The organism is Arenimonas fontis (assembly GCF_008386465.1).
Classification (GTDB): domain Bacteria; phylum Pseudomonadota; class Gammaproteobacteria; order Xanthomonadales; family Xanthomonadaceae; genus Arenimonas; species Arenimonas fontis.
In genome coordinates, this window is record NZ_VUOD01000001.1 from 1 (window position 1) to 12,428 (window position 12,428).

General features: G+C 68.8%; 15 protein-coding genes and 2 tRNA genes. 11 read left to right on the forward strand and 6 right to left on the reverse strand.

The genetic code is table 11. The features are described 5' to 3' along the window. The coding region (locus tag F0415_RS00005) for a transposase (RefSeq protein ID WP_149859148.1) at positions 1 to 159 on the forward strand (159 nt) is incomplete at its 5' end. A gap of 3 nt (positions 160 to 162) precedes the next feature. On the opposite strand, the gene F0415_RS00010 is transcribed toward F0415_RS00005, so the two are convergent. Beyond that, entirely contained in the window at positions 163 to 858 is a 696-nt protein-coding gene (locus F0415_RS00010; RefSeq protein ID WP_149859149.1) for a BrxR family helix-turn-helix transcriptional regulator, read from the reverse strand. 144 nt (positions 859 to 1,002) lie between these two features. Further along, positions 1,003 to 1,596, reverse strand: coding sequence for an AraC family transcriptional regulator (locus tag F0415_RS00015; RefSeq protein ID WP_149859150.1), 594 nt, complete (start codon positions 1,594 to 1,596; stop codon positions 1,003 to 1,005). A gap of 2 nt (positions 1,597 to 1,598) precedes the next feature. On the opposite strand from F0415_RS00015, the gene F0415_RS00020 reads away from it, so the two are divergent. Beyond that, positions 1,599 to 2,342, forward strand: a complete 744-nt coding sequence (locus F0415_RS00020; protein ID WP_149859151.1) for an SDR family oxidoreductase — start codon at positions 1,599 to 1,601, stop codon at positions 2,340 to 2,342. A 48-nt stretch (positions 2,343 to 2,390) separates the two neighbouring features. Here F0415_RS00020 and F0415_RS00025 read toward each other — a convergent pair whose 3' ends face one another. After that, complete coding sequence (locus F0415_RS00025; protein ID WP_188310234.1) at positions 2,391 to 3,599, reverse strand: OmpA family protein; 1,209 nt, start codon at positions 3,597 to 3,599, stop codon at positions 2,391 to 2,393. 127 nt (positions 3,600 to 3,726) lie between these two features. On the opposite strand from F0415_RS00025, the gene tadA reads away from it, so the two are divergent. Next, the gene (gene tadA / locus F0415_RS00030) at positions 3,727 to 4,218 is read left to right on the forward strand and encodes a tRNA adenosine(34) deaminase TadA (protein ID WP_149859153.1); all 492 of its coding nucleotides are present in this window, start codon (positions 3,727 to 3,729) and stop codon (positions 4,216 to 4,218) included. A 111-nt stretch (positions 4,219 to 4,329) separates the two neighbouring features. Here tadA and F0415_RS00035 read toward each other — a convergent pair whose 3' ends face one another. Then, positions 4,330 to 4,791, reverse strand: coding sequence for a DUF2721 domain-containing protein (locus tag F0415_RS00035; protein WP_149859154.1), 462 nt, complete (start codon positions 4,789 to 4,791; stop codon positions 4,330 to 4,332). A 44-nt stretch (positions 4,792 to 4,835) separates the two neighbouring features. Between F0415_RS00035 and orn the strand changes: the two genes are divergently transcribed. Continuing rightward, a complete protein-coding gene (gene orn, locus F0415_RS00040; RefSeq protein ID WP_149859155.1) occupies positions 4,836 to 5,399 on the forward strand; it encodes an oligoribonuclease in 564 nt (187 codons plus the stop codon). 7 nt (positions 5,400 to 5,406) lie between these two features. On the opposite strand, the gene F0415_RS00045 is transcribed toward orn, so the two are convergent. Both F0415_RS00045 and ppsA read right to left on the reverse strand, forming a co-directional pair. Continuing rightward, positions 5,407 to 6,336, reverse strand: coding sequence for a mechanosensitive ion channel family protein (locus F0415_RS00045; RefSeq protein ID WP_149859156.1), 930 nt, complete (start codon positions 6,334 to 6,336; stop codon positions 5,407 to 5,409). Beyond that, positions 6,336 to 8,708, reverse strand: a complete 2,373-nt coding sequence (ppsA, locus tag F0415_RS00050) for a phosphoenolpyruvate synthase (RefSeq protein ID WP_149859157.1) — start codon at positions 8,706 to 8,708, stop codon at positions 6,336 to 6,338. The genes F0415_RS00045 and ppsA overlap by 1 nt, the downstream gene beginning before the upstream one ends. Positions 8,709 to 8,872: 164 nt before the next feature. On the opposite strand from ppsA, the gene ppsR reads away from it, so the two are divergent. The 7 genes from ppsR (at position 8,873) to F0415_RS00085 (ending at position 12,424) form a co-directional block, all read left to right on the forward strand. Continuing rightward, on the forward strand, positions 8,873 to 9,694 hold the full coding sequence (ppsR, locus tag F0415_RS00055; protein WP_149859158.1) for a posphoenolpyruvate synthetase regulatory kinase/phosphorylase PpsR: 822 nt from the start codon (positions 8,873 to 8,875) through the stop codon (positions 9,692 to 9,694). 120 nt (positions 9,695 to 9,814) lie between these two features. Then, positions 9,815 to 10,318, forward strand: coding sequence for a DUF1249 domain-containing protein (locus F0415_RS00060; RefSeq protein WP_149859159.1), 504 nt, complete (start codon positions 9,815 to 9,817; stop codon positions 10,316 to 10,318). A 44-nt stretch (positions 10,319 to 10,362) separates the two neighbouring features. After that, positions 10,363 to 10,438 (forward strand) — tRNA-Ala (locus F0415_RS00065). A gap of 9 nt (positions 10,439 to 10,447) precedes the next feature. Then, a tRNA-Glu gene (locus tag F0415_RS00070) sits at positions 10,448 to 10,523 on the forward strand. 147 nt (positions 10,524 to 10,670) lie between these two features. After that, positions 10,671 to 11,408: a beta-ketoacyl synthase chain length factor gene (locus tag F0415_RS00075; protein ID WP_149859160.1), complete on the forward strand. Its 738-nt coding sequence runs from the start codon at positions 10,671 to 10,673 to the stop codon at positions 11,406 to 11,408. Continuing rightward, positions 11,401 to 12,183, forward strand: coding sequence for a lysophospholipid acyltransferase family protein (locus F0415_RS00080; protein WP_149859161.1), 783 nt, complete (start codon positions 11,401 to 11,403; stop codon positions 12,181 to 12,183). Before F0415_RS00075 ends, F0415_RS00080 begins: the two co-directional genes overlap by 8 nt. After that, positions 12,164 to 12,424: a phosphopantetheine-binding protein gene (locus tag F0415_RS00085; protein WP_149859162.1), complete on the forward strand. Its 261-nt coding sequence runs from the start codon at positions 12,164 to 12,166 to the stop codon at positions 12,422 to 12,424. The genes F0415_RS00080 and F0415_RS00085 overlap by 20 nt, the downstream gene beginning before the upstream one ends. Positions 12,425 to 12,428 lie beyond the last annotated feature (4 nt).

Consider the following 12,428-nt stretch of genomic DNA (forward strand, 5'->3'; position numbering starts at 1 on the left):
ACCAACGGCTTCCTCGAAGCGCTCAACGGCCTGTTTCAGTCCGCCAAGCGCCGCGCTCGCGGCTTCACCCGCTTCACCACTATCAGAACCGTCATCTTCCTGATCGCCGGCAAGCTCGACTTCGCAGTGATCAACCCTCATGCCCGGCAACCCACTTGAAATTCAACAGAGCCCCTTTTTCTGAGCGTCGGACAGGCCCGGGTGCGGACCGATTTCCAGTGTGACGTTCGTGTGCCAGTCGGTGTCCTCGTTGGCATCGATTTCGCTGGGGCGGGTGCTGCGAATGCCAAGAGTACGGGCCAGCAGAAAGTCCTTGAAACAGGAGTCGATGAAGCACCAAGCCCGCGTATGCCAGCGAAAACCATCGAAGGCGATGGCATGCGGCGCGATCCAGCGCCAGCGCGGGGCAGGGCTGGAAAGGGACTGGTACTCGACTTCAAGCGCTTGCCTGGTACGGATCGCTTCGATGACGCGGCGCAGCGTATGGGCATCGATGCCGCGAACGGGGCTGGGGACTGTGTCGAAGGCCGGCAGCTGGCCGATCCAGGTTTCCTCCTGCGTGGCGATGCCGTCGCAGATCGACCGCAGCTGGGACAGGTAGCTGGCCGGGTCCGGTCTCAGGAACAGGGGCTCGAAGCGGTCGCCCCGGACGTAGGTGCGGGCGCTCTTGTCGTAGCGCATGTTGTCCGGGGCCATGCCGAGGTAGCGGTTCAGGTCGGCGGAGGCCTGGTTGACCGAGATCCCGAAGGTGGCCATCAAATCGCTACGGTTGACACGGCCTTCCCAAAAAAGCCGGAACTCGATGAACTCGAGTCTCCGCTCGACCCCCCAGCGGAAGTCCGCGTTTCCTGCCGCCATCCCCCCCTCCGAGCCGAGCCCGCAGCGAAGCTGGATTAGACCAGTTTCTGGATGGTCGGACAATTCCTATCAGGCAGGCGGCGGCTCCGACGCCGCAAGAGCCCAACTTGCGACAGGAGTGGAATAAGGGCACTCAGCGCCCCCTCACCGGATGCTGCCCGTTTGCGCCAGGTGGGTGAGGGCCTCGGTCCATTCCAGGGCGGCGCGGGTGGCGGTGTAGCCGGTTTCCAGCATCAGCCGGCGCGCTTCGACCAGGCGCAGGCGCTTCTGGTACTGGCCCGGCGTCAGCGAGGTCAGCTGCTTGAAGTGGCGGTGGAAGGCGGTGAGGCTCATACCGGCGGCGGCCGCCAGCCGTTCCAGCGGGATGCGTTCGCGGTAGTTCTGGCGGAGCAGAGTGATGGCCTGGCCGAGGCGGCGGGCCAGGCTGGCCGGTTCCGACAGCGCCCGCAGGGCCGGGCCGTGCGGGCCGGTGATCAGCCAGTAGTGCAGCTCGCGCATGATGCCCTCGTGCAGCAGGGGCACGGCCTCGGGCCGGTCCAGCAGGCGCACCAGGCGCTTGGCGCAATCGAGCAGGGTGGCATTGGTGTCCTCGACGAAGAGGGTGCGGAAGCCGGCCGGGCGGGGCGCCTTGGCCGCGCCCAGATCCGCCGCCAGTTCGCCCAGGATGCCCGGCTGCAGCTCGATGGCCAGGGCCCGGTGCCCAGCCTGTCGCCACTGCCACCCACCACGGAGCGACAGCCATGCAACTCAGCGGAAACACCATTCTCATCACCGGCGGCGGCTCGGGCATCGGCCGCGAGCTGGCCCGGCGCTTCCACGCCCTGGGCAATACCGTCATCGTCGCCGGCCGGCGCCTGGAGGCCCTGCAGGAGACCATCGCCGGGCGTCCCGGCATGCGCGCCATGCGCCTGGACGTGGAGAGCCGGGACGCCATCACCGCCTTCGCCCGGCAGGTGGTCGCCGAGCACCCGGGGCTCAACGTGCTGGTCAACAACGCCGGCATCATGCGCTTCGAGGACATCAGCGGCCGGCGCGACCTGGCCGATGCCGAGGCCACCGTCGCCACCAACCTGCTGGCGCCGATCCGGCTGACCGATGCCCTGATCGAATCGCTGAAGGCGCAGCCGAATGCGGCCATCGTCAATGTCACCTCCGGCCTGGCCTTCGTGCCGATGGCGCGGGCCTCGACCTACAGCGCCACCAAGGCGGCGCTGCATTCCTACACGGTCTCGCTGCGGGCGCACCTGCGCGGCCAGGTCGAGGTGATCGAGCTGGCGCCGCCGGCGGTCCGCACCGACCTCACGCCCGGCCAGGCCGATCGCGGGGACTACCAGCCGCTGCAGGAGTACATGGACGAGGTGATGGCCCTGTTCGGGCAGCAGCCGACGCCGCAGGAGATTCTGGTGCAGCGCGTACTGCCGCTGCGCTGGGCCGAGCGCGACGGGCACTTCCGCGAAGTGGTCGAGGTACTGGCGGCGGCCTGAGGAAGGACGGTGCGGCCGCGGGATGCGGCCGCACCGGGTTGTGCCGGCTTACAGCTTCACCACTTCCACGCGCCGGTTGGCGGCGCGGCCGGCGTCGGTGTCGTTGGGCATGGCCGGGCGGCTCATGCCGTGGCCTTCGATCGAGAGGGCGGCGGCGTCGATGCCGTGCTCGACCAGCCAGCGCTTCACGCTTTCGGCGCGCTTCTCCGACAGGGTCTGGTTGAAGGCTTCGCCGCCGCGGTTGTCGGTGTGGCCTTCGATCAGGTAGCGGCCGCCGGCCTTGCGGATGGCCTCGGCCAGTTCCTCCAGCACCGGGATGGATTCGGGCTTGATCACGTCCTTGCCGGTGTCGAAGAGGATGCCGCGCAGGACGACGCGGCCGTTGTTGGCCAGCTCGTCGGCGATGCCTTCGGATTCCTCGTCGGCCTGGCCGCCGCAGTTGATGGCCTGGGCGTCATTCGTGCGCACCGCGTCCCAGCGGTAGCGGGTGGGGTCGATGAAGCCGGTGCCGTAGATGCCGGACATCTCGCCCTCCACCGTCATCACGAAGGACATGGGGCCGACGGTGTTGCCCTCGGTGTAGCTGCCGTAGAAGGACTGGCCGTCCACCACGCCGTCCACCAGGTTGGCGCCCTCGCTGCCGTAGCAGCCGTAGACGCGCTCGCCTTCCTGGGTGAGGTGCATGAAGCCGTAGGTGGTTTCCCAGGTGCCGGAGAAGTCCGCCGCGCCGCGCTCGGCGACGCGGCGGCCGTACACGGCCAGCTCGGTCAGGTTCCACCAGCGCTCCTCACCGTAGTTCTCCAGGAAGGTCACGCGCAGGTAGCGCACGTTCTTCACCGGCGGGAAGGCGAAACCCTGCGGCTTGGTGCCCTTGGCCAGCTCGACCTCGGTGACCGGCGTCCACGGCCCCTCGTGCGAGGGGCCGTGCTCCAGGCGCAGGCGGCGGGTGGAGATGCCCGGGTAGCCGTCCTCCTCGAAGGAGTTCACCGCTTCCAGGCGGTGCAGGTCGTAGGGCTCGGCCAGCTGGAAGACCAGGCTGAGCGTGGGCTCGCCGGTACGGCTGACCTCGAACTGGCTGTGCCGGGTGGCGACGCCGTCGTTGAGCAGGTGCGAATCGTTGACGGGCTGGCCCTGGTGGTCCACCTGGCGGGTGCCGGCGTAGAGGGACAGGGCGTTGATCTCGTCGGTCGCGGGCTCGGCCGCCATCGCGGCGGCCGCCAGGCAGGCAAGGAGCAGGGCGACTAGGGTTCGGGTCATGCCGGTCTCCGGTGCGGTTGCGGTCGGCTGCATTCACGGAAACGGAGGCGTGGAGGGGCCAGGGCCCCGGTCGCGGGACGGGTGTTGGCGGACGTACAATTCCCGCGCTTCCACCACAGGCCTTCCCATGCGCCGCTACCCCGAATTCACCGCCGAGGACGAACGCTGGATGCGCCAGGCCCTGGCGGTGGCCGACCGGGCCGAGCGCGAGGACAACGAGGTGCCGGTGGGGGCGGTGCTGGTCAGCGCCGAGGGCGAGCTGCTGGCCGAGGGTTCCAACCGCAACATCAACGAACACGATCCGACCGCCCACGCCGAGATCGTGGCCCTGCGCCGCGCCGGCCAGCGCCTGCAGAATTACCGGCTCACCGGCACCACCCTCTACGTGACCCTGGAACCCTGCGCCATGTGCGCCATGGCCCTGGTGCACGCGCGGGTGGCGCGGGTGGTCTACGCCGCCCGCGACCCCAAGACCGGCGCCGCCGGCAGCGTCTTCGACCTGCTGGAGGATTCCCGCCACAACCACCGCGTCCAGGTCGACGGCGGCCTGCTGGCCGAGGAAGCCGGCCAGCGCCTCACCGACTACTTCCGCCGCAAGCGCGCCAAGCCCGCCCTTTAGGCGTAGCGGGTTTGTTCTGACCCTTTTTACTCTGACCCCGGGGTCAGACCCTTTACTCTGACCCCGGTGTGGCGGACCCCGGTGTGGCGTGGGGTCAGAACAAGGGCTGGGCTAGTCGGGGTGGCGTTCGAGCTCCATGTCGAGCTCGTGGTCGAAGCTGCGCACCGCCAGGCCCACCTCCCGGCCCATGCAGATGCTGGACACCAGCAGAGCCAGCACGCCCAGCACCGCCAGTGCGGTCGGCAGCAGGCTGACACGGAAGCCGAAGTAGGCGTCCACCGCCAGCGCCAGGCTGGTGCCGATGAAGCAGCCCAGACCGACATAGGCCATCTGGCAGGCACGCAACACCAGCTGCGCGCGGCGCCGGTGCCGGGCCACCTGGTCCTCGAGCGCGAGGCGGGCCTGGGCGTCGGCGCTGCGCAGCCGGGCCATGATGCTGCGCAGCCGGTCCACCACCCGCGCCAGGCGGTTGTTGGCCGATATCAGCAGGGAGCCGGTGGCCGCCATCAACAGGGCCGGGGCCAGCATCGAGGTGAGGATGCGGTAGTGGTCGAGCGGGGCGAGCGGGTCCATGGCCTGAAGTATGATGCCGGCCAGTCCCGAGCCGCCAGCCTGCCATGCCCGCCGACGAACGCCACCTGATCTGGATAGACCTGGAAATGACCGGCCTGGACCCGGACAGCGATTCCATCATCGAAATCGCCACCCTGGTTACCGACAGCGATCTCAAGGTGTTGGCCGAGGGCCCCGAGCTGGCCATCCGCCACCCGCTGGCGTGCCTCGAGGCCATGGACGAGTGGAACCGCAACACCCATACCCGCAGCGGCCTCTGGCAGCGGGTGCTCGACAGCAAGGTGGACATGGCCGAGGCCGAGCGGCGCACCCTCGACTTCCTGGCGCAGTGGGTGCCGGCCGGCAAGTCGCCGATGTGCGGCAACTCGATCTGCCAGGACCGCCGCTTCCTGGCCCGGCACATGCCGACACTCGAGCGCTTCTTCCATTACCGCAACCTGGACGTGTCCACCCTGAAGGAACTGGCCCGACGCTGGGCGCCCGAGGTGCTGGCGGCGGTGAACAAGCAGGGCGCGCATACCGCCCTGTCGGATATCCGCGAGTCGGTGGCGGAGTTGGCCCACTACCGCGCCCACATGGGCACACTGGGCGGCAAGCGGCCGGGCTGATCCTGCCTCAGTCGCCGTCGTAGGCGATGGTCCGCGGCTCGCTGCCTTCCGGCGGCCGGCCGTGGTGGTAGACGTGCAGGTCGCGCTGCGGGAAGGGGATGGAGACGCCGGCCTTGCCGAATTCGCGGTGGATGCCTTCGAGCAGGGCGCTGCGGGTGGGCGCGAAGTCCGGCGTGTTCACCCAGGCCCGCAGCACCAGGTTGATCGCGCTGTCGCCCAGGCTGTCCACGATCACCTCCGGCGGCGGCTCGGTCAGCACGGCCGCCTGCGCCGCCGCCATCTCCAGCAGCACCGCGCGCGCCTTGCCGATGTCGTCGCCGTAGCCGATGCCTACCGGCAGGTCGATGCGGCGCATGCCGCGGGCAGTGAAGTTCAGGATGGGCTCGGCGGTGATCAGCCCGTTGGGCAGGGTCAGCTCGTGGTTCTCGAAGGTGCGGAGCACGGTATGGAAGATCCGTACCCGCTCGACCACACCGGTGCGGCCGGCGATCTCGACCACGTCGCCGGCGCGGAACGGCCGCAGCACGATCAGCATCACCCCCGAGGCGATGTTCGCCAGCGAATCCTTCAGTGCCAGGCCGATGGCCAGGCCGGCCGCGCCGAGCACCGCCAGCAGCGAGGTGGTCGGCACGCCGAGCGCGTCCAGCACCGCCACCAGCACCACCACCAGGCCGATGGCGCGGGCCAGGTTGCGGAGGAAATCGCGCAGGATCTGATCCATGCCTGCCCGCTGCATCACCCGGTCCAGGCCACGCACAAGCAGCTTCAGCACCCACCAGCCGACCAGGCCGATCAGCAGGGCCAGGGCGATGCGCACCATCCAGGGGCTGGCCCCCAGCATCTGGACCAGGGCGGTTTCCAGACCATCCACCCGACCCGCCAGCGGATCGGCCGGAGGAGTCGCCGAAGCAGGAGCAGGGGCAGCGGCCCGAAGCATCAGGAAGCCTTCAGCCTGGCCAGCCGCAACCAGGTATCCACCACGGTGTCCGGATTCAGCGACACCGACTCGATGCCTTGCTGCATCAGCCACTCGGCCAGGTCGGGATGGTCGGAGGGTCCCTGGCCGCAGATGCCGACGTACTTGCCCTTGGCCCGGGCGGTGGAGATGGCCATGGCCAGCAGCTTCTTCACCGCGGCGTTTCGCTCGTCGAACAGGCCGGCGACGATGCCGGAGTCGCGGTCCAAGCCCAGGGTCAGCTGGGTCAGGTCATTGGAGCCGATCGAGAAACCGTCGAAGATCTCCAGGAACTCCTCCGCCAGCAGGGCATTGGACGGCAGCTCGCACATCATGATGACCTTCAGGCCGTGCTTGCCGCGCTCCAGGCCGTTGCGGCGCAGCTCCTCGATCACCGCCCGGCCCTCGTCCAGCGTGCGGACGAAGGGGATCATGATCCAGCAGTTCTCCAGGCCCATTTCCTCGCGGACCTTGCGCACCGCCTTGCATTCAAGTGCGAAGCACTCGCGGAAATCCGGGTGGATGTAGCGGGAGGCGCCGCGGAAGCCGATCATCGGATTCTCTTCGTGCGGCTCGTAGGCGCGGCCACCGACCAGGTTGGCGTATTCGTTGGACTTGAAGTCCGACATGCGCACGATCACCGGGTGCGGGGCGAAGGCGGCGGTGAGAGTGGCGATGCCCTCGGCCAGGCGCTCGACGTAGAACTCCACCGGGCCGGGGTAGCCGGCGGTGATGCGGTCGATTTCGGCCTTGAGCCCGGCCGGCTGGCGCTCGTACTCGAGCAGGGCGCGCGGGTGCACGCCGATCTGCCTGGCGATGATGAACTCCAGCCGGGCCAGGCCGATGCCCTGGTGCGGCAGCTGGGCGAAGTCGAAGGCGCGCTCGGGATTGCCCACGTTCATCATGATCTTGAGCGGGGCAGGGGGCATGTTGCCCAGGTCGGTGGTGGTCAGGTCGAAGTCCAGCTTGCCGGCGTAGATGTAGCCGGTGTCGCCTTCGGCGCAGCTTACCGTCACTTCCTGGCCATCCTTGATCGTGGCCATGGCGTCGCCGGTGCCGACCACGGCCGGCACGCCCAGTTCGCGGGCGATGATGGCGGCGTGGCAGGTGCGGCCGCCGCGGTTGGTGACGATGGCGGCGGCGCGCTTCATGATCGGCTCCCAGTCGGGGTCGGTCATGTCGGCCACCAGCACGTCGCCGGCCTGGAAGCCGCTCATCTGCTCCAGGCTGCGCACCACCCGGGCCACGCCGCTGCCGATCCTGTGGCCAATGGCGCGGCCTTCGCTGAGGACCTCGCCGCGGGCCTTGAGCTGGTAGCGCTCGATCCTGGTGGCGTGGGCGCGCGACTTCACCGTCTCCGGACGGGCCTGGACGATGTAGAGCTTGCCGCTGATGCCGTCCTTGGCCCACTCGACGTCCATCGGCCGGCCGTAGTGTTTCTCGATGATCAGCGCCTGCCGGGCCAGTTCCTCGACTTCCGCATCGCCGATACAGAAGCGGTTGCGCAGCTCGGCCGGGGTGTCCTCGTTACGCACGCGCTCGCCCGGCCGGTCGGAATAGACCATGCGGATCTGCTTGGCGCCGAGCGTGCGACGCAGCACCGCCGGCTTGCCGGCCTGCAGGGTCGGCTTGTAGACGTAGAACTCGTCCGGGTTCACCGCGCCCTGCACCACGTTCTCGCCCAGGCCCCAGCTTGCGGTGACGAAGACCACGTCGCGGAAACCGGATTCGGTGTCCAGGGTGAACAACACGCCGGAAGCGCCGACGTCCGAACGCACCATCAACTGCACGCCGGCCGAGAGGAACACGTCTTCGTGCCTGAAGCCATGGTGGACGCGGTAGGCGATGGCGCGGTCGTTGTAGAGGCTGGCGAAGACCTCCTTGACCTTGCGCACCACGTCCTCTTCGCCGCTGACATTGAGGAAGGTCTCCTGCTGGCCGGCGAAGCTGGCGTCCGGCAGGTCCTCGGCGGTGGCGGAGGAGCGCACGGCCACCGCCACGTTCTCGACGCCGGCGTCTGCGCAGAGCTTGCGGTAGGCCTTGCGCACCGCCTGGTCCAGTTCTGGCTGTAGCGGCGCATCGATCACCCAGCCGCGGATTTCGGCACCGGCCTTGACCAGGGCGTCCACGTCCTCGACATCGAGCGTGGCCAGACGGTCGAAGATGCGCTGGCTCAGGTCGTTGTGGGCGACGAAACGGCGGAAGGCGTCGGCGGTGGTGGCGAAGCCGCCCGGCACCGACACGCCCAGGTGGGACAACTGGCCGATCATCTCGCCCAGCGAGGAATTCTTGCCGCCGACCTGGCCCAGGTCGGCCAGACGGAGTTCATGCAGCCAAAGGACGTCGGCGTTCAAATCGCTCTCCGTGTCGCTTGCGGGTCGGCGGCCGGCAATCCGGCCCGCCGGCTCGGGGGGTGAGCCGCGTATGATGCGGTCCCCGGCCCCTTCCGGACAAGCTTGAATTGCCCCCGGAATCGTGCTTTCGCTCAAATAATCAACCACTTGGAGGACAGGCAGGTATGCCGGACCGGCGCATGGTGTTCTACGTTTCCGACGGCACCGGCATCACTGCCGAAACCATCGGCCACAGCCTGCTCACCCAGTTCAATGGCGTCGAGTTCTCGACCCGGCGCATCGCCTTCGTGGACAGCCACGAGCGCGTGGACCAGGTGATCGCCGAGATCAAGGCGGCCGGCGAACGCACCGGCAAACGCCCGATCGTGGTCAATACCATCGTCGAACCCGTGCTCAATGCCCGGCTGTTCGAATGCGGGGCCCTGATGCTGGACGTGTTCGAGCCCTTCATCCAGCCGCTGGAACAGGAACTGGGGGTCAAACGCAGCCATCGCATCGGCCACGCCCACGGCCTGGTGGACCCGGTGGCCTACGAGCGCCGTATCAGCGCCACCAATTACGCGCTCAGCCACGACGACGGGATCGACCTGGACTATCACGAGGCCGACGTGATCCTGGTCGGCGTGTCGCGTTCGGGCAAGACGCCTACCTGCCTCTACCTGGCCCTGCATTACGGCGTGAAGGCGGCCAACTATCCGCTCACGCCCGAGGACCTGGAGCGGCGCGAGCTGCCGGTGCGGCTGCGCCCCTACCGAAGCAAGCTGTTCGGACTGACCATCAGTCCGGAACGCCTGCGGCAGATCCGCACCGAGCGCCGGCCCAACTCGCGCTACGCCGACCTGGAAACCTGCCGGGCCGAAGTCGCCGCCGCCGAGGCCATCCTGCGCCACGAGGGCATCCCCACCCTCAGCACCACCCATTCCTCGATCGAGGAGATCGCCGGCAAGGTGCTCGAGCGGCTGGGCCTGGAGCGGGTCATGTTCTGAGACGGGGCGGGCCGGCGCGCACCGGTGTTCGCCCGGGGATGCTCCCGGGCGCCAGGGCGACAGTCCGGGGGCATCTTCCGGTCGCGTGCGCCGGGCCGGAAGCCTGCTAGCATCGGGCCCATGGCAAGCACGGAAACACACCGCGTCGCAATCCCGCGCATGGGCCGGTTCACCTGGCTCATGGGCCTTTACGGGGAGAATTTCCTGCGCCTGAGCCGCCTGTTCCAGCCCCAGGCCCTGGACCAGGGCGCCTACGTCTCCCGTGGCCGCGACGGCCTGGACCTGCACGTGGACGTACTGGCCCGGCACCCGTATACGGTGGAGCTCAGGCTGAGCTATGCCATGCGCGATCTGGTCACCGGACAACCCGACCCGTCGGCCTACGTGCGCCTGTACCGCGACGCCCGTCAGGCCGAGGCCACGCACTGCTACGTCGGCCGCCACTGGCAGGACGTGCTGGGCCTGCGTCCCAGCCTGAAAGTGATGGTGGGTCACCGGCTGAGGATGAACGGTTTCCTCAACAAGTGGCTGGACTATCTTGAGGGGCAGGGACACGGCCCCCACAGCCTGATGAATGCCGACGATCCCGCCCCGGCCGGTGAACGCAGCGCCGTCTGCGCTTGACGCATTCCGGGCCGCTGTCTAGAATGCGCGTCTCTTCCATCGGTGGGGCTATAGCTCAGCTGGGAGAGCGCTACAATGGCATTGTAGAGGTCATCGGTTCGATCCCGATTAGCTCCACCAACATTTCAAGTCCCCATCGTCTAGAGGCCTAGGACATTACCCTTTCACGGTAGCGACCGGGGTTCGAATCCCCGTGGGGACGCCAAACCAGACGTCCCGAGGTGAAGACCGAGGAGACGCACGAAGGCCCGCGAAAGCGGGCCTTCGGCTTTCGGGCCTGCGGATTGCTGCTGCATCGCCGGCCGCAGGGGTAGATGATTGCGCTCCGGAACCGGAGCGACAGGGGCAGGGGATGCCTGGGCGGTTCAGTATCGAGACGTGGTCGGCCTGCGCGGCCGGCATCGAAGACCGGCAGGCCTGGCAGGCCTGGGCGCGCGCGCCATTCCTGCCGGAAGGCGAGCCGGTGCCGGCACTGGCGGAAATGCCGGCCATGCAACGGCGCCGGCTCGGCACCCTGGGACGCCTGGCCCTGCAGGTCGCCTGGCGCTGCCAGCCGGAGGCCGAGGCAGGCCTGCCGATGGTGTTCGCCTCCCGCCACGGTGACATCCACCGCACCCAGGAGATGCTGGACGGCCTGGCCCGCGGCGAGCCGCTTTCGCCGACCCAGTTCGGCCTGTCCACCCATAACGCGATCGCCGCGCAGTACTCGATCGCCCGCGGCATGACCGGCAACTACCTGGCGGTGGCGGCCGGCGAGGCCAGCGTAGAAGCCGGCGTGGTCGAGGCCCTGGGCCTGCTGGCCGACGGCGCGCCGGCGGTGCTGCTGGTGGCCTACGACGCACCGATTCCGTCTGCCTACGAGGCCTTCCGCGACGAACCCGAATGCAGCTGGGCCTGGGCCTGGCGCCTGGTCCCGCCAGGCGAGGGTCTGCCGACGCTGTCGCTGTCCCCGGCAGGGGACCCGGCACCGGCGCCGTCCCCGGAGGCGGCGTCGCTGCCACATGGCCTGGAGGTGCTTCGCCAGCTGCTGGCCGGCGGTGCCGCCTGGCCGTCCCGCGATCGGCGCTGGGTGTGGCGGCGCCATGCGTGAGCGGCTGAACCGGCTCTGGCGGATCTGCGGCACCGGTGTCTCCTTCGCGGCCTTCGGCCTCGGGGGCCTGCTGCTGTGGCTGCTGGCCTTTCCGCTGCTGCGCCTGTTCGTCCGCGACGAGGATCGGCGCGGCCTGCTGGCGCGGCGGGTGATCCGTCGCAGCTTCGCCGGCCACGTCGGCCTGATGCGGGCACTGGGCGTGCTCAGCTACGAACTGGTCGGCATCGAGCGGCTGCGACGGCCGGGCCTGTTGATCCTGGCCAACCATCCGACCCTGATCGATGTGGTCTTCCTCGTCTCGCTGGTGGAGGACGCCGACTGCGTGGTCCGCGCCGGCCTGGCCGAAAACCCTTTCACCCGCGGGCCGGTGCGGGCTACCGGTTACGTCCGCAACCACCTGGGTCCGGGCCTGGTGGACGACTGCATCGCCAGCGTCCGCGCCGGGCGCCGCCTGCTGATCTTCCCTGAGGGCACCCGGACCCCGCGCGGACAGCTACTGGGCCCGCTGCAGCGGGGCGCGGCCAACATCGCCGTGCGCGGCCGGCTGGACATGACGCCGGTCCTGATCACCTGCACGCCGCGGACCTTGGGCAAGGGGGAGAAGTGGTATCGTGTGCCCCCCCGGCGCTTCCACGTCAGGATCGAGGTACTGCCGGACATTCCGGTGGCCCCGTTCCTGGCCGCCGGCAGCGAGGCGCTGGCGGCCAGGCGCCTGACCGGATACCTGGACGAGTTCTACAAGACGGAGTTGGCACGTGTCGGCGCTGGAACCTGAAATCAAGGAACTGATCATCAGCACGCTGTCGCTGGAGGACGTCGCCCCGGACGACATCGATCCGGAGGCACCACTGTTCAACGAGGGGCTGGGCCTGGATTCGATAGACGCGCTGGAGCTGGGTTTGGCCCTGCAGAAGCGCTATGGCGTGGTCCTAAGCGCAGACTCCGAGGACACCCGCCGGCATTTCGCCAGCGTGCGCGCCCTGAGCGCGTTCGTGGCGGCCAACCGCAAGGCCTGAGCAG